Genomic DNA, 19,794 nt, shown 5'->3' on the forward strand with positions numbered 1-19,794 from the left:
GCCCGCGCACACCTCAACACTGATCGGCTACACCACCTGGCGGGACGCCATCCTAGTTGACGTTGTTGCTGGTTAGAGTCTCGGCTAAGCGTACTGCCTTACAAGCAGGATGTCGGCGGTTCGAAACCGTCCGCGCCCACACAGGTCAGAGGCCCCTCGCCGGTTCGGTGAGGGGCCTCTTGCTGATCGTTCGGGAGATCGTTGAGGGATCAACTGCGCGCGCGGTCACTCCCCGCGCCCACCTGACGCAGGCCCCTGCGCGACCACGCAGGGGCCTGTCGCCGTTGCCCGGCTACTCGCCGTCCTTCTTCGCGGCGTCCTTCGCCGTCTGCTCGTGCGCGTGCTTCAGTGCGGAGCGGGCGCGCATCCGGTCGGCGCCGCTGAGCTCGGACCAGTAGCGGTGGGTGCTGATGAACACCGCGAGCTCGTGCTCGCGGCGCCGCAGCTTCTCCACCTCGGCCTGTTCGTCCTCGGTCCAGCCGGGCGAGGCCGGGCGTTCGACCTTGCGCCAGCCGTTGTCGTCGCTGAAGCCGTCGAGAGGTTCGACCGACCAGGGGAGGCGCTTCAGCAGGGCCGACAGCTCGGCCCGGACCTGATGCAGTTCCTCCTGACCGGCGAGGAGGTCACTCGGAAAGTCATAGGTCTCGGCCACGCCCCAATGATACGCCTGTTCGATTCTATGGGGTGGGTTGTACGGGAGTCCGCGCTGCCTTTCACCCGATCGTGGAAGAGGCGGCCGGCAGGGGCCAGACTGGGGGCATGTGCCGGAGCATCAAGACCCTGCGTCCGCCCGCGTTGCCCGAGGAGGCGACCGAGGAGGAGATCAGGGCCGCAGCCCTGCAGTTCGTCCGCAAGGTGTCCGGTTTCCGGGCGCCGGCCGCCCACAACCGCGAGGTCTTCGACCGGGCCGTGGACGCCATCACCGAGGCCACCGCCGAACTCCTGGCGGGCCTGGAGGTGCGCGGCGCCCCCGCCCGCAAGGCGGGTTAGGCGCGGCTCCCGTCCGGGGTCGCCGCCTCCGCGTCGAGGAAGGTCGAGGAAGGCCGAGGAAGGTCGAGGAAGGTCAAGGAATCAGGACGCCTCGGACGGGCGGGGGTGGCGGCGCATCAGAAAGGCCGCTCCCGCGCCCGCCCCGAAGAGGGCGCCGACGGAGACGGCCGTGGCGACCCAGGTGGCGCCCAGCCACCGGGCGCCGAAGTAGCCGAGGGCCACGCTGTACGCGGCCCAGGTCAGGCCCGCCAGGGCGGACCAGGGGAGGAAGTCGCGGGGGCGGCGGTGGGCGGCGCCCGCGCCGAGGGAGACCACCGAGCGTCCGGCGGGCGCGAACCGGGCGAGCACGACCAGCGCGCCGCCGCCGCGGGCCAGTGCCGCGCCGAGACGTTCCTGCGCGTGGGTCAGCCGCCGGGAGCGGGCTATCGCCCGGTCCAGCCGGGGTCCGCCGCGCCAGGCGAGCCGGTAGGCGACGAGATCGCCCAGCACGGAGGCGGTGGCGGCGCACAGCGTGAGGACCACGATGTCGGGCACGTCGGTCGCGGTGCCCGCGGCGGCCGCCGTGGCCGCGGTGATCACCAGGACACCGCTGGGCAGCACCGGCAGAAAGACGTCGAGCAGGACGGAGAGCACCACCACCGCATAGATCCATGGGCTCCCGACCAGCGACGCGAGACTCTCCACCCGATACTCCCCATGGCTCCCCCGTGGGCCAGACCGTGCCGGGCTGTCGCGGGGGAGCGGCAGATGAGGCAGGAGTGGCCGATGACAGCCATACAGCGTACGCGCGGCGGGTGACAGAAGGGTCACGGGGGGTTCGCGCGTCGGACGAGGATGGTGCGTGTGCCGGAGGGGGGGAGAAGCCGCGCGACGAACGACGCGACGAACGATGAGTCCGCGCGCCGGGAGCGGGGAGTCCTCGTGCCGGGAGGGGGGAGTCCTCGTGCCGGGAGCGGGGAGTCCTCGTGCCGGGAGGGGGGAGTCCGCGCGCCGGGCGCGGAGAGCCTCGTGCCGGGAGCGGCGATTCCGCGGGCCGGGAGCAGGGAGTCCGGTGCGCCGTCATCGGCCACCGGGGCCCGGGGGCGGCGGGGAGCCCCGCCGTGGATCAGGCGGCCACCGGTGACCGGTCGGGCTGCTGCTCCTGTCCGGAGGTGCGCCGGGCGAACAGGCGGTCCAGGCCGAAGGCGCCGGAGCCGGTGAAGATCAGCAGGAACATGGCCCAGCAGTACATCGCGGCGCCCTCGCCGTCGTTCTGGATCGGCCACAGCGCCTCGGGCTGGTGCACCGTGAAGTACGCGTAGGCCATCGCACCGGAGGCGATGAAGGCGGCGGCGCGGGTGCCGAGGCCGAGCAGCACCAGGCTGCCTCCGGCCAACTCGATGGCGGCCGCGTACCAGTTGGGCCAGGCGCCCATCTCCTCGGTGCCGCCGTTGCCGTCCACACCGCCGAACGCCCCGAGCAGGGCGCGGGCACCGTGGCAGGCGAACAGCAGGCCGACCACTATGCGGAACAGCCCGAGGGCATACGGCTGCCAGCTGTTGAGGCGTTCGGTCATGTGCGGGGTCTCCTTCGGTCAGGCCGGCCCGGTCGGCCGGTCCGGGGGAACACCGGGCGCCCACGTTAGGTCGACCTAACCAATACTTGCAAGTTCAAGTTTCGGCTCTGAGATCACGCCGATGCGGGCAGAACGGCCCCTTCGCCGCTGCCCCTTGACGTCACCGGTGAGGGATACGTGCCGCCCCCGGGGCCGGTGCTCAACGTCGTGACGCACTCCACACCCCGGCCGCTTGGAGCGCCGCCGCGCCGCCGCGCCGCCGCGCCCCTTCGCAGGCTCAGTCGCTCAGCCTGGTCTCGCTCACGGTGCGCAGCCGTGCCGCCGCCCCGTCGCGCCCCTTCGCGCGGGCGTGCTCCAGGCGCAGCACCGCCGAACTCCCGCGCGTCGACAGCGTCATGAGCTGATTGCCGAACCAGGGCCCGCCGGTCTTGCGCCAGCTCACCGGCGGCCGCCCGCAGCGGCCGTGCCGGAGGAAGAGGCGGCCGAGCCAGCGGGCCGGGGCGCTCCAGCCGAAGCGGAAGCCGAGCCGTATCGACAGCGGAATGGAGTTGTGCACCGGCGAACAGGTCAGCTGCACCACCCGTGCCTGAGGCTCGCGTCCCTCGGGCCAGTGCGGCTCGGCGACATAGGCGTGGTGGACGTCGCCGGACAGCACGCACACCGTGGCCGGCGCGTCCGGGCCCGACGCGGCCTCGGCGATCAGCTCCGCCAGCTCGGCGAACGACTCCGGGAAGGCCGGCCAGTGCTCCAGATCGGCCGCCCGCCGCAGCTTCTCGCCCAGGCGCACCCAGCGCGGCCCCTTGGCGCCGCCGCACAGCACCGAGCTCCACGCCTCCACGTCGTGCACCAGGTGCGGCAGCAGCCAGGGCAGGGACGTGCCGATGAGGAGGTGGTCACAGGAGCCGCGGGTCTCGCGGGCCTCGGTGCGCAGCCACTCCCACTCGCCCGGATCGAGCATGGAGCGCCGGCCCTCCTCCAGTACGCGGGCGGCGCGGCTGTCCACCATCAGCAGCCGCACCCGGCCGAAGTCGCGCCGGTAGCTCCAGCGCACGGCGGTGGCGTCCGCCTCGGCGGCCGCGGCGAAGGCGCGCAGCGTGTCGGTGCCGTCGGGAGCCTCCCGCACGGCCGCGTACACCGGGTCGGCGGCCAGCTCCGCAGGGGAGAGATTGCCGATGTGCTGATGCACCCAGTACGACATCAGCCCGCTGAGCACCCGCTCCCGCCACCAGGAGGTGGTGCGCATGTCCTCGACCCAGGACGCGGAGGTGTTCCAGTCGTCGATCACGTCGTGATCGTCGAAGATCATGCAGGAGGGCACGGTGGACAGCAGCCAGCGCACCCGCGGGTCGAGCCAGGACTCGTAATAGAGGTGGGTGTACTCCTCGTAGTCCGCCACCTGGTCGCCGGGCGGGTCGCTCAGATCGCGGCGGGCGGCGAGCCAGGCGCGCGTGGCGTCGGAGGTCTCGTCGGCGTACACCTGGTCGCCGAGCAGGAGCAGGACGTCGGGGCGTTCCCCGGCGGGGTCGGCGGCTAGCCGTGCGGCGAGGGCGTCCAGGGCGTCCGGGCCGACCGGGTCGGGCTCGCCGGGCGGCGGCGAGGCCCAGCGGCAGGAGCCGAAGGCGATACGGGTTCCGGCGCCGGGGCCCGGCGCGGCGATCACCGAGGGCGGCAGGGAGGCGTACGGCTCCTCGGCGAGCGGCCAGACCCGGGTTCCGTCGAGGAACACCTCGTACGGGGTGGCCGTGCCCGGGGTCAGCCCGGTCACCGTGACCAGCGCGTAGTGGTGGCCCGCGATCTGGAAGGTGGGGGCGCTGCCGCCGCTGCCGTCGGCGCAGCGCACCTCGGCGGTGGCCGGACGGCTCGTCTCGACCCAGACGGTCGCCGACGAGCCGTCGAGGTATCTCAGCAGCGGTCCGAGGCGCAGTCCGGCCATGGTGACCCCTTCCTCCGTCGCTGCGTACGGTACGCAGCGACGGAGGCCCGCGGGGAGATCCCGGAGGTCAGGCGTTTACGGACCGGGCGTCAGCAGCTGGCCAGGCGGCTCTGCAGCGCGGACTTCTCGGCCGGGTCGACGGACAGGTCGTAGTAGTACTTCACCTGCACCCAGGCCCGCAGGTAGATGCAGTGGTACGCCGAGCGCGGCGGCATCCAGGTGGCGGGGTCCTGGTCGCCCTTGGCCTGGTTGACGTTGTCGGTGACGGCGAGCAGCTGCGGGCGGGTCAGGTCGTTGGCGAACGCCTGGCGGCGCGAGGTGGTCCAGGAGTCGGCGCCGGAGTCCCAGGCCTCGGCGAGCGGCACCAGGTGGTCGATGTCGACGTCGGAGGCGGCGCTCCAGGTGGCGCCGTCGTACGGCGAGTACCAGCTGCCGCTGGTGGCGGCGCAGTTGGAGTCGGTGACGACGTTGGTGCCGTCGCGCTTGAGGACGGTCTCGCGGGTGTTGCAGGTGCCGGACTGGGTGATCCAGTGCGGGAACAGGTCCCGGTCGTAGCCGGTGCGGTCCTCGCTGGCCACGGTGAGCGTGGCGAGATAGCTGCGGGCGGTGGAGGCGCTGATGGGGGTGGGGAGAGCGGCGGAGGCGGTCGGGCCGTTGAACAGCCCGAGGGAGGCTATGAGCCCGGTGAGCGCGGTGAGGACGCTCAGCCGTCGACGCGCGTAGAACTTCGGCATGCGAACTCCCTTGTGGGGTAGGGGCGTTGAGACACGAGCAGGGGCATGCTCGCCACGCCGCATGACGGAGAGGGGTCTCTCCGGTAAGAAGCTAGAGACGTGTTCATGACACGTCTATGGGTGCGGTGTGGTTGAGCTGTGAATTTTCTCGCCCGCGGTCCGATGAGGGTGTCCCGTACGATGGAGGGCGCAGAAGGGGAGTAGCTCTTCGCCGGACCGTCGACATACTGCTCAGCCCGCCTGAGCCGGCGCCCGGAGGCGGCCTGCGAGCACGTTCAGGTGCTCGGGCCCGCCAGCGAGACCTTCGGCAAGCAGTGCATGCCCGTGCCGCACGGCACGGGCACCGAGTGCGCTGCCGTGCCGAGGTGTCCGCTTGTCGCACAGCACTCTCGGTGGGGCAGCCCCGACCGATTGAGGAACCGTTGATCAGCCTGACCGTGACGGCCGTCGTCTTCGGCGTCGTCTTCCTCGCCGAACTGCCCGACAAGACCGCGCTCGCCGGTCTCGTCCTGGGCACCCGCTACCGCGCCTCCTACGTCTTCGCCGGCGTCGCCGCCGCCTTCGCGCTGCATGTCGCGCTCGCGGTGGCCGCGGGCAGCGTGCTGACGCTGCTGCCGCAGCAGATCGTGCACGCGCTCACCGGGGTGCTGTTCCTGGGCGGCGCGGCCATGCTGCTGATGAAGAAGGACGAGGACGAGGAGGAGATCCGCAAGCCGGCGAACCAGAGCTTCTGGAAGGTCTCCGGGGCCGGGTTCATGCTGATCCTCGTCGCCGAGTTCGGTGATCTGACGCAGATCATGACGGCGAATCTCGCCGCTCGTTACGACGACCCGCTCTCCGTGGGGCTGGGTGCGGTGCTGGCGCTGTGGGCGGTGGCGGGGCTGGGCATCGTGGGTGGCAAGGCGCTGATGAGGCGGGTGCCGTTGCGGCTGATCACGCAGGTTGCTGCGCTGCTGATGCTGGGGCTCGGGGTGTGGAGTCTTTGGGAGGCGGTCACCGGGTGAGGCCGTCGTCGGGGGTTCTGTGACCGTGGGGTCGTCGCCGGGGGGTGCGGGGGAGGCCGGTGGCGCGGGGGCGGGATCGTTTTGTACCGTGGGTGAACAAAGTGGCTCCCGCCCGTTCTCCCTGACCGGCGGGCGGGGCCGCCTTGTCCTTCCGGGGGAGCGCCGCCGAGTTCCTCCGCCTCAAGCGACTGGAGCTGCCGATGCCGGCCACCGCCGTACTCACCGCCCGGGCCCTCCTGCTGGACATGGACGGCACCCTCGTCAACTCCGATGCGGCCGTCGAACGCGTCTGGCGCCGCTGGGCCGAGCGCAACGGGCTCGACGGGGACGAGGTGATGAAGGTCGTGCACGGGCGGCAGGGCTACGCCTCGATGGCACTGCTGCTGCCGGACCGGCCGATGGAGGAGAACTACACCGACAACGCGCGGATGCTGGCCGAGGAGACGGCCGACACCGAGGGTGTCGTCGAGATCCCCGGTGCCCGGGACTTCCTCGCCTCCCTGCGAGGCGTGCCGCACGCGCTGGTGACGTCGGCGAACGTCGCGCTGTCCACGGCCCGGATGGCGGCGGCGGGGCTGCGGATGCCCGAGGTGCGGGTGACGGCCGAGTCGGTCGGGGCGAGCAAGCCGGATCCGGAGGGCTTCCTGAAGGGCGCGGCCGAGCTGGGGGTCGACCCGGCCGAGTGTGTGGTGTTCGAGGACTCGGCGGCGGGTATCGCGGCGGGGCGCTCCGCGGGGATGCGGGTCGTTGGGGTCGGGCCTCGGGCCGGGGCGCATGGGCCGGATGTTGTGGTGCGGGACCTTACGCAGGTGCGGGTTGAGGCGGGGGTTGACGGCGGGGTTCGTTTGCACATCGGGGAGTGAACGCGGGGGTGGTGGGGGGCGGTTAGCTGCGTTGCCGGGTGCGGGTTGTGCGTGGCTGGTCGCGCAGTTCCCCGCGCCCCTGGGGGTGTCTGAGGTGCGTTGCCGGGTGTGGGTCGTGTGTGGCTGGTCGCGCAGTTCCCCGCGCCCCTGGGGAGGGGGTGCCGGTCGGGGTTGTGAGGGGGCCGTCGGTGCGGTTCCCCGTGCCCGTGGGGGGTGTCTGAGGTGCGTTGCCGGGTGTGGGTCGTGTGTGGCTGGTCGCGCAGTTCCCCGCGCCCCTGGGGGAGTGGGTGCCGGTCGGGGTTGTGAGGGGCCCCGCGCCCCGTATTGGGGCGCGTTGGTTTCAGGGTTCGCGGGTTTCGGATTCCAGGAGTTTTCGGGTCTCGGGGCCGTAGACGCCTAGTTCGTCGCGGAGGCCGCGGGACCACTGGTAGGTGCGCAGGGCTTCCTCGGTGCGGCGGTTGAAGTTGCCGTGGATCTCGTCGTTGTAGAGGTGCAACTGGGCCAGCCGTGACTGGAGTTCCGCCACCTCCTCGCCCCGGTCGCCGCGGCGGAGCACCGGGGGCGGGGCCTCGCGGCGGGCGCCCTCGTCCTCCTGGGCGGTCTCGGCCGGCTCGGCGTCGCTGGTCGACGGGCGGGCGGACGGGGACGTCCGGGACGGGGACGGGGTGGCGCTGGAGGCCGACGGGGAGGGGGAGCCGGACGTGCTCGCGCTGGCGGAGGGCGAGCCGGACGGGGATGAGGAGGGGGAGGCGGAGGGTGCGCCGGAGCCGGGGGCGGGGGAGACCTCCGAGGGGGTGACGTCGGGGACGCTCGCCCTGGTCTCGTCCGGGAGGGACTCGTCGCGGGACGGGGGCTCGTAGGAGAAGAGGCCGCTCGCCCAGCCGGCGGCGCCGACGACGGCGACCACGGTTCCCGCTGCCGCGAGCAGAGTGGCGCCGCGGCGCCGGCGCGGGGGTGCGGTGTCGTCGGGGGAGACCGGGGCGGGCTCGCCCGGCGAGGGCGTGGTCTCGAAGAGCTCCAGGTCGTCGGGGCTGGGCCGGCCGGCGGCCGGCGCGAGCGGAGTGGGGAGGGCCGTGGTCTCCGGGGGCACGGCGCGCAGCGGCATGGTCGCGTCGGCCGGGGTGCCGGAGGCGCCGGCCTCCTCGTCCGGCGTATCGGCCGCGGGGCGGCCGTCCAGCTCCACGTACGGCCGGATGCGCAGCGGATCGAAGTCCTCGGCGGCGGCGGCCTCCGCCGTCCGGGCGTCGCGCAGGGCTTCGGCGGCGCGGTCGGTGCAGGCGCAGGAAGGGGTGTGGTCGCTGTTTCTGGGCGTGCCGCACTCCGGGCACGGGTTCCCCCTCGGCTGTTCCACGCGTCGTCCCTCCCCTCGCGAACTCCAGAGATTATGCAGATCTTCTCCACACCGGCCGTGGCGCGCCCCCGGAATGTGAACTTCCGCCCGGACTCGACAGGCCATAACGGGACACACCGATCACGATGGAGAGGAACCCGGGATTCTGTGGAGGTCTCCATGGCCGATGACGCGCACGGCGGCACGCCGGACGCGAGCGCCACCCGGCCCGCGCCCGGCACGGGGCCGCCGGCCGGGCCGGACAGCGGCGCCGGCGAGCAGGTGTCCGCCAATGTGCTCGTCTCCATCGGCGCCCTGCTGCTCGGCCTGCTGCTCGCGGCACTCGACCAGACCATCGTCTCCACCGCGCTGCCCACCATCGTCAGCGAGCTGGGCGGCCTGGAGCACCTGTCCTGGGTGGTCACCGCCTATCTGCTGGCCTCCACCGCAGCCACTCCGCTGTGGGGCAAGCTCGGCGACCAGTTCGGGCGCAGACGGCTGTTCCTGACCGCCATCGTGATCTTCCTGATCGGCTCGGCGCTGTGCGGGGCCGCGCAGGACATGGCCCAGCTGATCGCGTTCCGCGCGCTGCAGGGCCTGGGCGGAGGCGGCCTGATCGTGCTGTCCATGGCGATCGTCGGCGATCTCGTGCCGCCCCGCGAACGGGGCCGCTACCAGGGGCTGTTCGGGGCGGTCTTCGGCGCGACCAGCGTGCTGGGCCCGCTGCTGGGCGGGCTGTTCACCGAGCATCTGAGCTGGCGGTGGGTCTTCTACATCAACCTGCCGGTCGGCGTCGTCGCGGTCGCCGTGATCGCCACCGTCCTGCACATCCCGCGCCGCGCCACCCGGCACGTCATCGACTACCTCGGCACCTTCCTCATCGCCGCCGTCGCCACCTGCCTGGTGCTGGTCGCCTCCCTCGGCGGCACCACCTGGGCCTGGGGCTCCACCCAGATCGTGGGGCTTGCGGTGCTGGGCGCGGTGCTCGCCGTCGCCTTCGTGGCGGTGGAGCGGCGGGCCGCCGAGCCGGTGCTGCCGCTGAAGCTGTTCCGCATCCGCACCTTCACGCTGTCCGCCGTCATCAGTTTCATCGTCGGCTTCGCGATGTTCGGCGCGATGACCTATCTGCCGACCTTCCTCCAGGTGGTCCAGGGCGTCACCCCCACCATGTCCGGTGTGCACATGCTGCCGATGGTGGCCGGCATGCTGATCGCCTCCACCGGCTCCGGGCAGATCGTCAGCCGCACCGGCCGCTGGAAGGTGTTCCCGGTCGCGGGCACCGCCGTCACCACCCTCGGGCTGCTGCTGCTCCACCAGCTCGACGAGAACAGCCCCACCGGCGAGATGAGCGCCTTCTTCTTCGTCTTCGGGCTCGGTCTCGGCCTGGTGATGCAGGTCCTGGTGCTGATCGTGCAGAACGCCGTCTCCTACGAGGACCTCGGCGTCGCCACCTCCGGCGCGACGTTCTTCCGCTCCATCGGCGCCTCCTTCGGCGTCGCCATCTTCGGCACGATCTTCGCCGCCCGGCTCGGCGACGAACTCGCCGCCGCCTTCCGCGGCGCCCAGCTCCCGCCCGGAGTCACCCCGGCCGCCCTGGAGGCCGACCCGCGCGGCATCGACGCCCTGCCGCCCGCGCTGCGCCCGGACGCCGTCCACGCCTACGCCGTCGCCATCACCGACGTCTTCCTGTACGCCGCGCCGGTCGCGCTCGCCGGGTTCGTGCTGGCCTGGTTCCTGCGGGAGGACCGGCTGCGCGCCTCGGTCACCGCGCCCGACGTCACCGAGACCCTCGCCAGCAACCCCGTCGAGCGGTCCTCCTACGACGAGGTGTGCCGCGCGCTGTCCCTGCTCGGCACGCGCGAGGGGCGCCGCGAGATCTACCGGAAGATCACCGCCCGCGCGGGCTACGACCTGCTGCCCGCGTCCAGCTGGCTGCTGCTGCGGATCCGCCGGCACGGCTCGGTGGAGCCGGCGCTGCTCGCCGAGCGCACCACCATCCCGCTGAGCGTCGTGATGGACGCCGCCCGCCAGGTCGAGTCCCGGCACCTGGCGGCACGGCGCGGACCCGACCTGGTGCTGACCGAGGAGGGGCGGACGGTCGCCGAGCGGCTGGCGCAGGCCCGCGAGGAGTCCCTGGCCGAACTGCTCGGCGACTGGTGGGGGCCGGAGCGGCCCACCGACCTGGTGCAGCTGGTGCACGACCTGTCCGGCGAGCTGTGCGGCTCCAGCAGCGAGCGCCCGCGCGGCGAGAGCCCGCGGGGCGAGCGTCCGGTCACGCGCGCGGTCTGAGTCCGTCACGCGCGCGGTCTGAGTCCGTCACGCGCGCGGTCCGAGTCCCGTCACGCGCGGTCTGAGACGGGAAGGGGCCGGGGGTCCGGGAGGACCAGAAGGGTTTCCGCCGGAACCGGGAGCTCAGCCGAGCGGCTCGAGCGGCTTGGTGAACCAGTGCTCGGCGTACGGGTCGGCGTTGTGCGGCTCGGTCTCCGTGTAGCCGAGCCGGGCGTACAGGGCGCGGGCCTCGACCAGGTCGCTGCGGGTGTCCAGGATCATCCGGCGGGCCCCGCGCGCCCGCGCCGCCTCCTCGGCGGCCCGCACCAGCAGCGCCGCCCCGCCCCGGCCACGCACCCGCTCGTACAGGAACACCCGGGTCAGCTCGGCCGTGGTGCCGTCCGGCGACAGCCGGATGCCGGCGCTGCCCGCCGGTTCGCCCGCGTACCGTGCGACCAGCAGCAGCCCGCGCGGCGGCGCGAGGCCGGCACCGCCGCGCGCGGCGATCTCCCGCTCCAGCTCCCCGGGGTCGGTCCGGCGTCCCTCGTGCAGCAGATACCAGCGGTCGCTGACCTCGGTGTAGTAGGCGCGCCAGAGCATGGCGGCGGTCGGGGAGCCGGGCGGCTCGGGGGCAACGGTCCAGGTCATCCCCGCATTCTGTTTGCGGACGCCGTTCGGGGCTACCCGATTTCGCGAACCGGCTCGCCAGGAGTGCCGGTTGGGACGAGAACCCGGAAGGCATACATGTCCACTGGACTGATCATTGCGTTGATCGTGATTGCTGTCGTCCTCGTGGCCGTCGCCGCCGTCGTCGCCCTGCGCGCCCGCGGACCCCGGCACGGCATGAGCCTCGAGCGGCGCTTCGGGCCGGAGTACGAGCGGGCCGTCGCCCGCCACGACGGGGACACCCAGGCGGCCGAGCGGGAGCTCGCCGACCGCGTCGAGCGCCACGGATCCCTGCGCATGCGGGAGTTGGAGCCCACCGAGCGGCACGGCTTCGAGGCGCGCTGGACCGCCGCCCAGGAGCGGTTCGTCGAGTCGCCGCGGGAGGCGCTCGCCGAGGCCGACCGGCTGATCTCCGAACTCGCCGGCGCCCGCGGCTTCCCCGACGGCGGCCAGTACGAGGAGCAGTTCGCCGCCCTGTCCGTGCACCACGCCCACCACGTCGACGGCTACCGGCGCGTGCACCGGGCGACCCGGGCGCGGGCGAGCGGCGCGGCAGACGGCGGCGCCGGCACCGAGGAGATGCGCGAGGCGATGGTCGAGGCCCGTGCCCTGTTCGACGAGCTGCTGCGCCCGTCCGGCCACGACGGCGGACGTCACCGCGCCGCCCCGGAACGCGAGCACGAGACCCGGTCCGCGCGCGGCTCGCACACGCCGTCGCTGCTGCACCGGCGCCAGACGAAGGAGAGCTGAATCATGGCCGACACCACCCGGCATCCCGAGAACCCCACGGCCGGCGGCGCCCCCGCCGACGACGGCAGCGACAGCCCGCTGGTCGCCGCCCACCCGCAGTCCACGGAGCCCCCGGCCACGTCCGGCTCCGGTGGCTCCCAGGACGTCCCGGCCACGGACACCACCGCCCTGGCCGCCGAACGCGACCGCCTCGCGGCCGAGGACACCCGCCGTGACACCGGCGCCGGCTCCGACCGCGGCGCCCACGACAGCCGGGGCGACGGCCTCCACGGCTCCGGCTCCGGGCAGGGGCTGCTCGCCCGCGACGACTGTGACAAGCTCACCGCGCAGCTCCAGCACGCCGTGGCCGGGTTCGTCGACACCCCGCGCGAGGCGGTGGCCGAGGCCGACCAGGTGCTCCAGGAGCTCACCGAGCGTGTCACCCACGCGGTGACCGAGCGGCGCCGCACGCTGCGCCGGGCCTGGCAGGCCGCCGAGGCCGGCGAGGACGGCGGCACCGCGGCCACCGACACCGAGCAGCTGCGCCTGGCCCTGCGGGACTACCGGCAGCTCGCCGAGCGGCTGCTGCACGTCTGAACGGGGCGAACCGCTCCTTCCGACTGCGACCGCCTCTACGGCTACGCCTTCACGACCGCCTCTACGGCTACGCCTTCACGACCGCCTCTACGGCTACGCCTACACGACCGCCTCTACGGCTACGCCTACGACTACGACGAAAGGCCCCGGCCGCCCGCCGCCTCCCGGCGCTCCCGCCACTGCCGTACGACCTCCTCGACGTCATACGGCTTCTTGCCCAGCGGGGGGCCGGGCGGCGGCTTGAACATCATCTCGCGGATCCTCGCGTTGATCTCCGTGAGGATCTTCCGCACCAGCCGCTCCGAGGGCGCCGCGAGCGCCGCCTCCAGCGCGTCCTCGGCCTCCTTGCGCAGCGCCAGCGCCGGCGGCAGCACCGACAGGCCCTCGCGGGACATCTTGCGCTTGACCCACCACAGCTCGTCGTAGGTGGTCTCGATATCGCGCGGCAGGGGCTTGCCCGCACCTTCCAGCCGGTCGAACTCCCCGCGCGCCTCGGCGTCGCGGATCTGCTTGTCGGCGAACGACTCGAAGCTCACGCCGGGGGGCTTGCGCTCGGTCATGCACCCATTGTGCCGGACGGAGTACAGCCGGGCGTTTTATCATGCGGCGGATCTCAGCCAGCCGGATCGTCACAGGAGGAGCGCACGTGCTCGAACTCACCATGGCCGCCGTGACCGCGGCGGAAGAGGGTGCCACGGCCGGGATGCAGATGGCCGACGCACCCAGCGAGCCGGGCGCCGTGCTGCGAGTGGGACGCGACCGTTCGGTGTGCCGGCTGGTCACCCCGGACGACTGGCTGTTCGTCTCCCGCGTCCACCTGGAGTTCCAGTGCGGGCAGGACGGCACCTGGCATCTGACCTGGCTGCGCGGCTCCCTGCCGGAGCCGTCCTCGGAGGTCCGCATCACCGTCGGCGAGTACACCGGCCCGGTCGCCTACGGCGGCACCGTCGCGCTGCCCAGGGGCGGCAACGGCGAGATCGTGATCCACGACCGCACCGCCCCGCGCAGCATCAACGTGGGCTTCTACCACGAGGTCTAGGGCACTCCTGGTGTGCGCCCCGCGGGGGCGCCCCCGGCGGGCTCAGACCCGAGGGCTCAGGCCAGCACCCGTGCCAGCGCGAACCCGTCGTGGCCCTTGACGCCGACCGTCTGGACGGCCGTGCCGCTCAGCCGCGGATGCTCGGCGATCATCTCCAGTGCGGCGCGGGTGCCCTCCACGTCCGGGTCGTGGTTGTCCTGGTCGGCGATCCGGCCGCCGCGCACCACGTTGTCCAGGACGATCAGGCTGCCGGTGCTGGTGAGCCGGAGCGCCCACTCCAGGTAGCGGGCGTTGTTGGCCTTGTCGGCGTCGATGAAGACCAGGTCGAAGGGCGGCGGGTTCTCGTCGGCGAGCCGCGGCAGCGACTCCAGCGCCGGACCCACCCGCACCTCGACCTGCTTGTCCAGCCCGGCCCGGGCGAGGTTGCGGGTGGCGACCTCGGCGTGCCGGTGCTCGTACTCCAGGGTGATCAGCCGCCCGTCCGGCGGCAGCGCGCGGCCCAGCCAGATGGTGCTGTAGCCGCCGAGCGTGCCGATCTCCAGGATGTGCCGGGCGCCCTGGACCTGGGCGAGCAGCTGGAGCAGCTTGCCCTGGTTGGGTGCGACGGCGATGGACGGCAGCCCGGCCGCCGCACTGTCCCGCAGCGCGGCGTCCAGGGCCTCGTCACCTGGTGCGAGGCGGGCCGTGAGGTAGTCGTCCACCTCGTGCCAGAGCTGCTCGTCGCTCATGCGCCCGTGCCTTTCGTCCGGTGGGTCAGGCGGAGCCGGTGGTCCCGGCCGCCTCGCCCTCCAGTTTCTCCGCCTCGAGCGACGGTGGAGAACCGGGCAGCGGCCTTCCGGCCGACTCCGCCGTCCGCCACACCGCGAAACCGCCGATCACGGCCGCGGCCATCATGTAGTAGGCGGGCATCATCACGTCGCCGGTCGCGCCGATCAGCGCGGTGACCACCAGCGGGGTGGTGCCGCCGAACAGGGACACCGAGACGTTGAAGCCGATCGACAGGGAGCCGTAGCGCACCCGGGTCGGGAACAGCGCCGGCAGCGCGGACGGCATGGCCGCGGTGAAGCACACCAGCAGCAGACCCAGGGCGCCCATGCCGGCGGCGACCGCGAGCAGCGAGCCGTCCCGGATCAGCAGCAGTGCCGGAACCGACAGCAGCAGGAAGCCGGCGCAGCCGGCGGCGATCACCGGACGGCGGCCCACCCGGTCGGTGAGCGCGCCGACGAACGGCTGGGCGAGCATCATCAGCCCCATCACACCGAGCACCACGAGCAGCCCGTGCGTCTCGTCGTAGTGCAGCTCGCTCGTCAGGTAGCTCGGCATGTACGACAGCAGCATGTAGTCGGTGACGTTGAACACCAGCACCAGGCCCACGCACAGCAGCAGCGCCCGCCACTGGCCGGTGATCATCTCGCGCAGCGGTACCTTCGGCCGGTTCTTCTCGGCCTTCTCCACCTCAGCGGCGAACGCCGGGGTCTCCTCCAGGCGCATCCGCAGATACAGGCCGATGATGCCCATCGGGCCCGCGATCAGGAACGGGATGCGCCAGCCCCAGGAGAGCAGGTCGCCGGAGGACAGCAGCGCGGTCATCAGGGTGACCAGGCCCGCGCCCGCGATGTAGCCGGCGAGCGTGCCGAACTCCAGCCAGCTGCCGAGGAAGCCGCGCCGCTTGTCGGGGGCGTACTCGGCGATGAACGTGGAGGCACCCGCGTACTCGCCGCCGGTGGAGAAGCCCTGCACCAGGCGGGCCGCCAGCAGCAGGATCGGGGCGCCGACACCGATCGCGGCGTAGGAGGGGATCAGGCCGATCGCGAAGGTGCCCGCGGCCATCATGATCATGGTGAGGGCGAGGACCTTCTGCCGGCCCACGCGGTCGCCCAGCGGGCCGAACACCATGCCGCCCAGCGGGCGCACCAGGAAGGCCGCCGCGAAGGCGCCGAAGGTGGACAGCAGCTGGGCGGTGGGGTTGCCCGACGGGAAGAAGACCTTGCCCAGGGTGACCGCGATGTAGCTGTACACACCGAAGTCGAACCATTCCATCGCGTTGCCGAGCGCGGCCGCCTTCACGGCGCGCCGGACCAGCGCGGGGTCGGTCACGGTGGGTGCGGCGTCCCGGGCGCCGGGCGCCTCGGGCCGCGTGGCCTTGTGCAGGGACGGGGGAGCGGCGACAGGAGCAATCGACAAAACGACGCTCGCCTACCTTTCGACGGGGACAGGGACGGGCTCCGCGCGGCGGCGCTGTCGGGCGGGCCAAGTACGCGACGATAGGCGCCGCTTATCCCTTTACGGGTGGTACGCGGATCGTTGCAGGATGCACGGAAATGCGCGATGTCCAGGCACGCAGCGCCCCTCGCGACCCGGTTCGCGCCCGTTCGGATGTGATCCTTCTCGCGCCCTCGGAGCGCAACCTGACCGCCCGGCGTCTATCGTCGACCGGACAACAGGAAGAAATCGGTCAGGCGAAGAGGGGGTTGTCTGCGTCTTGGCTCTGGGCCGGTGCGAACTCATAGAGTGCGCAGAGTGACCTTCCACGCACGCAGCGCGTGGAACGACCGGCGCGGGAGGCCGACCAGGCGTGGCGGATGCTGAGCACAGCGGGCGACCGGCGGAGGTTCTCGGGGCGACGGCCGCCGGCGGCACCCAGGCGCGGCTGCGCGCGGTGCGCCTGGTGCTGTGGCTGGTCGCCGCCGTGCTCGCGGTGCGGCAGGTCGCCGTCGTCCTGACCACCCCGCGCGGGGAGCGGCTCACCGACCTGGAGACCTGGGTGGGCCCCCAGGGCGTGCTGCACGTCAGCGGCTCGCTCTACGCCTCCACCCGCTTCACCGGCACCCCCTTCGGGGGCCTGGTCCTCAAACCCCTCACGCGCTCCGCCGAGCAGGCCCTCGGCTGGGGCTGGACCTTCGGCTCGCTGCTGCTGGTCGTCGCGCTCGGCCTGGTCGCCGCCCGCGCCCTGCCCCAGCCCGTCGGCCGCCGCACCGCGCTGCTCGCCGCACCGGTCACCGCCAGCCTGCTGATGCTGTCCCTGCCGGTGCGCAACGCCCTGTGGCTCGGCCAGACCAGCATCATCCCCGTCCTGCTTGTCCTGCTCGGCTGCTTCGCCGCCCACGGGCAGCGCGTCAGCGGCGCCCTCATCGGCCTCGCCGCCGCCTTCCAGCCCACACTGCTGCTGTTCGCGCCCCTGCTGTGGTTCACCGGCCGCCGGCAGGCCGCCCTCTCCGCCGGCGTCACCTTCGCCGCCCTCACCGGGCTCGCCTGGGCCGCGATGCCCCGCGACTCCTACACCTACTGGGTGCACCACATGGCGGGCGTCGGCCTCGGCGGCCCCGCCGACGACCTCGCCAACCAGTCCCTGCACGGCGCCCTGCTCCGCCTCGGCCTCCACGGCCCCCTCGAGATCGGCCTGTTCCTGCTGCTCGCCACGGCCGTCGCCGTGCTCGCGCTGCGCCGCGCCGTGCGCTGTGCCCGCGACGGCCAGCTGCTGCTCGCCGTCGGCATCACCGGCTGCGCCGTCATCGCCGTCTCCCCGACCGCCTGGCAGCACCAGCTGCTGTGGGTGCTGCTCACCGTCGTCGGCCGCGCCGGGCGCCGCGCCTCCGACCGGCCGGTGTGGCCCGTCGCCGTCGTCCTGGTGATGACGCTGCCCGCCCGGATGCTGCTGCCGGACATGGCGTTCCTGTACCCGGTGCGCGACAACATCGTCCTGCTCGCCGCCCTGGCCGCCGCCACCGGCGTGCCCTTCCTGACCCGCACCTCGCCCTACTACCGCTCGCCCGTCCCCACCCGGTACGCCGATCCCGTCCCCGCCCGCTTCCGCCCGGTGCCGCTGCTGCCGTTCCTGCGCCGGGTGCTCACCCGCCCCAACCTGCTGCTGGAGCTGCTGCTCATCCGCGTCACCTACGCCGCCTACGCCAAGGTCCGGCTCGCCGCGACCGGCGGCAGCATCTCCGCCGGACGCGCCCGCGCGGAGGAGCACGGGCAGCAGATCCTCGACCTGGAACGCTTCCTCCACCTCGACATCGAGTACGCGGTCAACCACGCCGTGGCGAAGATCGGCTGGCTGCGGGAGTTCTTCGGCTTCTACTACTCCTCGTTCCACTTCGCGGTGCCGCTGACCGTCCTCGGCCTGCTCTACTGGCGCCGCCCCGTCGACTACCGCTGGGCCCGCACCAGCCTCGGCTTCGCCACCCTGCTCGCCCTGGTCGGCTTCTGGCTCTACCCGCTCGCCCCGCCGCGCCTGATGCCCACCCTCGGCATCATCGACACCGTGCACGGCGTGCAGGACTTCACCAAGCCCGACTACGGCACGCTGACCGCCCTCACCAACCAGTACGCCGCGATGCCCTCGCTGCACTTCGGCTGGTCCCTGTGGTGCGGCGTGGTGATCGCGATCGTCGCCCCCAGGATGTGGATGAAGACGCTCGGACTGCTCCACCCCCTGCTCACCTGCGCCGCCATCGTGGCCACCGGCAACCACTGGATCCTGGACGCGGCCGGCGGCGCGGTCGTCGTGGGCGCCGGCCTGGCCCTGACCTACCTGCTGCAGGGCCCGCGCGCCCGGACGGTCACGGCCGCGGCCGAGGTCAGCAGCGAGCGGCCCGCACCCGAGAGGGACCGTACCGAGAAGGACCGTGCCGAGAAGGACCGTACTCCGAGCTGATCCGGTACTCGCCCGGCGCGGACACGGCGAGCCGGGTGAACTGGCCCGCCCGGCTCAGACACCCGCCGTCGCTGCGCAGCCAGGGCGAGTACGCGATCCGCACGGTCACCTCGCCCGGCCGGGACACCCGCAGCACCAGCCCGGCGCCGTCGGTGCGCACCACCGTGCCGGGAGCGGAGACCAGCGGCACGGCGTCCCGGACCCGGAACACCTGCCAGTGCGCGTCGCGCCACACCGGAACCAGCCAGTCCGGCCAGCACGGCGAGCGTCGCCAGCAGCGGAACGCGGTGCCGCTGGGGGAAGTCGCGGAGGGGAAGACTCCGCAGAGAGGGGCCGGCCGGGTCCGCTTGCTGGGTGGCGAGGGCGAGTTCGGCAGGGGGCACGGTTGAGTAGACGTGGAACGGGACAAAGGCGTTGTTCCGTCGGTGTTTCGTCGGCTCGTCCGCCGTGCAACTGTGCTGATCCGTATGCTGTTTGACTGACCGTCAGTACGCGCCTCCGTGCGCGGCTCGGTCCATCCGGCGGCGGATTGCCCACCTGTTCAGTCCATCCGGCGCGGCAGGCCCAGCAGCCCGATCTCCGCGTCGGTCGGCTGCGTCATCACGTACTGCCGGTCGCGGTCGGCGCACCACAGGGTGAGGCCGTCGGCGAGGGTGGGCAGCGCCTCCACGTCGGCTCGGGGCAGCGCCATCGTCCGGCCCAGCTCGGCGGCCTCCTGCGGCGAGATCCGCTGCACGCCCACCAGCCGCGCCTGCCGGACCAGCCGGGGCGCGACCGGACTCAGATACGGCAGCAGCGTCAGCACCGAACGCCAGGGCCCGGAGACCACCCGGCCGCGCGGCGGGCGCATGCCGCAGTCCCGGACCACCAGCACCGGCGTGCCCGCCGACGCCCCGAGCGGCGGGACCCGGCCGACGTCGTAGACCGCGAGCCCGTTCTGCCCGCCGCCCATGGCGTGCACCATCTGGGACCAGGCCTGTGCCCGCCCCGTCTCCACGGCCACCCGTGCACCGGTCGCCGCCGCGCGCAGCGCCAGCACCTGCGCCGTCCACAGACCGCCGATCAGCACCACCTCGTACGGCGTGGGCCGGTTCAGGCCCAGCACGGCGGGCTGCCCCTCGGCGTCCGTGCCGATGACCACACCGTCGTCGCCGATCGGCAGCGTCAGCGTGTCCAGGTCCGCGCAGGAGAGGGCGTGCCGCCCGTGACGCGGCCCGAGCAGGCCGAAGCCGCCGCGCAGCAGGCGCCGGCCACGTCCGGCGCCGGCGTCCGGCGTGCCCGCGGCCGGCACACCCTGCGGGCCGGCGCCCTGGAGCCGTGCGCCGGGGGGCTGCGCGCCCGCCGGGGGCCGGACCGCTCCACCGGGACCCACCGGGCCGGGCGCCACCCGGCCCGCCGGTGCCGCCGGAGACCCCGTCGCACCCGTCGC

19 protein-coding genes and 1 pseudogene are annotated in these 19,794 nt (G+C 73.1%); 8 read left to right on the forward strand and 12 right to left on the reverse strand.

The features are described from left to right. Nucleotides 1-292: 292 nt before the first annotated feature. Nucleotides 293-652 carry a hypothetical protein gene (locus tag ABD207_RS27870; protein WP_344015964.1) on the reverse strand — a complete coding sequence of 120 codons (360 nt, stop codon included), beginning with the start codon at nt 650-652 and terminating at the stop codon, nt 293-295. 107 nt (nt 653-759) lie between these two features. Between ABD207_RS27870 and ABD207_RS27875 the strand changes: the two genes are divergently transcribed. Next, complete coding sequence (locus ABD207_RS27875) at nt 760-990, forward strand: DUF2277 domain-containing protein (RefSeq protein ID WP_344006561.1); 231 nt, start codon at nt 760-762, stop codon at nt 988-990. Between the two features lie 81 nt (nt 991-1,071). On the opposite strand, the gene ABD207_RS27880 is transcribed toward ABD207_RS27875, so the two are convergent. From ABD207_RS27880 to ABD207_RS27895, 4 genes are all read right to left on the reverse strand, one after another. Then, on the reverse strand, nt 1,072-1,674 hold the full coding sequence (locus tag ABD207_RS27880) for a DedA family protein (protein ID WP_344015965.1): 603 nt from the start codon (nt 1,672-1,674) through the stop codon (nt 1,072-1,074). Nucleotides 1,675-2,095: 421 nt separating this feature from the next. Then, nucleotides 2,096-2,545 carry a DoxX family protein gene (locus ABD207_RS27885; RefSeq protein ID WP_344015966.1) on the reverse strand — a complete coding sequence of 150 codons (450 nt, stop codon included), beginning with the start codon at nt 2,543-2,545 and terminating at the stop codon, nt 2,096-2,098. A gap of 277 nt (nt 2,546-2,822) precedes the next feature. Next, nucleotides 2,823-4,478 (reverse strand): alkaline phosphatase D family protein, encoded by a 1,656-nt coding sequence (locus tag ABD207_RS27890; RefSeq protein WP_344015967.1) that lies wholly within the window; start codon nt 4,476-4,478, stop codon nt 2,823-2,825. Nucleotides 4,479-4,567: 89 nt separating this feature from the next. Further along, the gene (locus tag ABD207_RS27895) at nt 4,568-5,212 is read right to left on the reverse strand and encodes an HNH endonuclease family protein (RefSeq protein WP_344015968.1); all 645 of its coding nucleotides are present in this window, start codon (nt 5,210-5,212) and stop codon (nt 4,568-4,570) included. A gap of 422 nt (nt 5,213-5,634) precedes the next feature. On the opposite strand from ABD207_RS27895, the gene ABD207_RS27900 reads away from it, so the two are divergent. Then, nucleotides 5,635-6,216 (forward strand): TMEM165/GDT1 family protein, encoded by a 582-nt coding sequence (locus ABD207_RS27900; RefSeq protein ID WP_344015969.1) that lies wholly within the window; start codon nt 5,635-5,637, stop codon nt 6,214-6,216. A gap of 200 nt (nt 6,217-6,416) precedes the next feature. Then, the gene (locus ABD207_RS27905; protein ID WP_344015994.1) at nt 6,417-7,079 is read left to right on the forward strand and encodes an HAD family hydrolase; all 663 of its coding nucleotides are present in this window, start codon (nt 6,417-6,419) and stop codon (nt 7,077-7,079) included. Nucleotides 7,080-7,419: 340 nt separating this feature from the next. Here the strand turns inward: ABD207_RS27905 and ABD207_RS27910 are convergent, their stop codons facing one another. After that, nucleotides 7,420-8,430: a peptidoglycan-binding domain-containing protein gene (locus tag ABD207_RS27910; RefSeq protein ID WP_344015970.1), complete on the reverse strand. Its 1,011-nt coding sequence runs from the start codon at nt 8,428-8,430 to the stop codon at nt 7,420-7,422. Nucleotides 8,431-8,589: 159 nt separating this feature from the next. On the opposite strand from ABD207_RS27910, the gene ABD207_RS27915 reads away from it, so the two are divergent. Next, nucleotides 8,590-10,698 carry a DHA2 family efflux MFS transporter permease subunit gene (locus tag ABD207_RS27915; protein ID WP_344015971.1) on the forward strand — a complete coding sequence of 703 codons (2,109 nt, stop codon included), beginning with the start codon at nt 8,590-8,592 and terminating at the stop codon, nt 10,696-10,698. A 123-nt stretch (nt 10,699-10,821) separates the two neighbouring features. Here ABD207_RS27915 and ABD207_RS27920 read toward each other — a convergent pair whose 3' ends face one another. Next, nucleotides 10,822-11,325 carry a GNAT family N-acetyltransferase gene (locus tag ABD207_RS27920; RefSeq protein WP_344015973.1) on the reverse strand — a complete coding sequence of 168 codons (504 nt, stop codon included), beginning with the start codon at nt 11,323-11,325 and terminating at the stop codon, nt 10,822-10,824. 96 nt (nt 11,326-11,421) lie between these two features. On the opposite strand from ABD207_RS27920, the gene ABD207_RS27925 reads away from it, so the two are divergent. Both ABD207_RS27925 and ABD207_RS27930 read left to right on the forward strand, forming a co-directional pair. Next, nucleotides 11,422-12,093 carry a hypothetical protein gene (locus tag ABD207_RS27925; RefSeq protein ID WP_344015974.1) on the forward strand — a complete coding sequence of 224 codons (672 nt, stop codon included), beginning with the start codon at nt 11,422-11,424 and terminating at the stop codon, nt 12,091-12,093. Between the two features lie 3 nt (nt 12,094-12,096). Continuing rightward, nucleotides 12,097-12,669, forward strand: a complete 573-nt coding sequence (locus tag ABD207_RS27930; protein WP_344015975.1) for a hypothetical protein — start codon at nt 12,097-12,099, stop codon at nt 12,667-12,669. A 131-nt stretch (nt 12,670-12,800) separates the two neighbouring features. Here ABD207_RS27930 and ABD207_RS27935 read toward each other — a convergent pair whose 3' ends face one another. Next, nucleotides 12,801-13,229: a DnaJ family domain-containing protein gene (locus ABD207_RS27935; RefSeq protein WP_344015977.1), complete on the reverse strand. Its 429-nt coding sequence runs from the start codon at nt 13,227-13,229 to the stop codon at nt 12,801-12,803. A gap of 86 nt (nt 13,230-13,315) precedes the next feature. Here ABD207_RS27935 and ABD207_RS27940 point away from each other — a divergent pair, with 86 nt between their 5' ends. Further along, a complete protein-coding gene (locus ABD207_RS27940) occupies nt 13,316-13,708 on the forward strand; it encodes an FHA domain-containing protein (protein WP_344015978.1) in 393 nt (130 codons plus the stop codon). A 56-nt stretch (nt 13,709-13,764) separates the two neighbouring features. On the opposite strand, the gene ABD207_RS27945 is transcribed toward ABD207_RS27940, so the two are convergent. Together ABD207_RS27945 and proP are read right to left on the reverse strand one after the other, a co-directional pair. Continuing rightward, nucleotides 13,765-14,436: an O-methyltransferase gene (locus ABD207_RS27945; RefSeq protein WP_344015979.1), complete on the reverse strand. Its 672-nt coding sequence runs from the start codon at nt 14,434-14,436 to the stop codon at nt 13,765-13,767. A 25-nt stretch (nt 14,437-14,461) separates the two neighbouring features. Then, on the reverse strand, nt 14,462-15,892 hold the full coding sequence (gene proP, locus ABD207_RS27950) for a glycine betaine/L-proline transporter ProP (protein WP_344015980.1): 1,431 nt from the start codon (nt 15,890-15,892) through the stop codon (nt 14,462-14,464). 391 nt (nt 15,893-16,283) lie between these two features. Between proP and ABD207_RS27955 the strand changes: the two genes are divergently transcribed. After that, nucleotides 16,284-18,365, forward strand: a complete 2,082-nt coding sequence (locus ABD207_RS27955) for a bifunctional glycosyltransferase 87/phosphatase PAP2 family protein (protein ID WP_344015981.1) — start codon at nt 16,284-16,286, stop codon at nt 18,363-18,365. Here the strand turns inward: ABD207_RS27955 and ABD207_RS27960 are convergent. Then, nucleotides 18,289-18,618, reverse strand: a pseudogene (locus ABD207_RS27960) (hypothetical protein); the annotation flags it as partial. The gene ABD207_RS27955 and the pseudogene ABD207_RS27960 overlap by 77 nt on opposite strands. Before the next feature lie 288 nt (nt 18,619-18,906). After that, the gene (locus ABD207_RS27965) at nt 18,907-19,737 is read right to left on the reverse strand and encodes a hypothetical protein (RefSeq protein WP_425580849.1); all 831 of its coding nucleotides are present in this window, start codon (nt 19,735-19,737) and stop codon (nt 18,907-18,909) included. Between the last annotated feature and the right edge of the window lie 57 nt (nt 19,738-19,794).

Origin of the sequence: Streptomyces thermospinosisporus, from assembly GCF_039526425.1 — a bacterium.
Taxonomy (GTDB): Bacteria; Actinomycetota; Actinomycetes; order Streptomycetales; family Streptomycetaceae; genus Streptomyces; species Streptomyces thermocarboxydovorans.

What these genes read in the sequence shown, in the direction of transcription:
- ABD207_RS27875 (WP_344006561.1), top strand. Translation starts at nt 760, where the DNA reads ATGTGCCGGAGCATCAAGACCCTGCGTCCGCCCGCGTTGCCCGAGGAG.
- ABD207_RS27885 (WP_344015966.1), bottom strand. Translation starts at nt 2,545, where the DNA reads ATGACCGAACGCCTCAACAGCTGGCAGCCGTATGCCCTCGGGCTGTTC.
- ABD207_RS27890 (WP_344015967.1), bottom strand. Translation starts at nt 4,478, where the DNA reads ATGGCCGGACTGCGCCTCGGACCGCTGCTGAGATACCTCGACGGCTCG.
- ABD207_RS27895 (WP_344015968.1), bottom strand. Translation starts at nt 5,212, where the DNA reads ATGCCGAAGTTCTACGCGCGTCGACGGCTGAGCGTCCTCACCGCGCTC.
- ABD207_RS27905 (WP_344015994.1), top strand. Translation starts at nt 6,417, where the DNA reads ATGCCGGCCACCGCCGTACTCACCGCCCGGGCCCTCCTGCTGGACATG.
- ABD207_RS27915 (WP_344015971.1), top strand. Translation starts at nt 8,590, where the DNA reads ATGGCCGATGACGCGCACGGCGGCACGCCGGACGCGAGCGCCACCCGG.
- ABD207_RS27920 (WP_344015973.1), bottom strand. Translation starts at nt 11,325, where the DNA reads ATGACCTGGACCGTTGCCCCCGAGCCGCCCGGCTCCCCGACCGCCGCC.
- ABD207_RS27925 (WP_344015974.1), top strand. Translation starts at nt 11,422, where the DNA reads ATGTCCACTGGACTGATCATTGCGTTGATCGTGATTGCTGTCGTCCTC.
- ABD207_RS27930 (WP_344015975.1), top strand. Translation starts at nt 12,097, where the DNA reads ATGGCCGACACCACCCGGCATCCCGAGAACCCCACGGCCGGCGGCGCC.
- ABD207_RS27935 (WP_344015977.1), bottom strand. Translation starts at nt 13,229, where the DNA reads ATGACCGAGCGCAAGCCCCCCGGCGTGAGCTTCGAGTCGTTCGCCGAC.
- ABD207_RS27945 (WP_344015979.1), bottom strand. Translation starts at nt 14,436, where the DNA reads ATGAGCGACGAGCAGCTCTGGCACGAGGTGGACGACTACCTCACGGCC.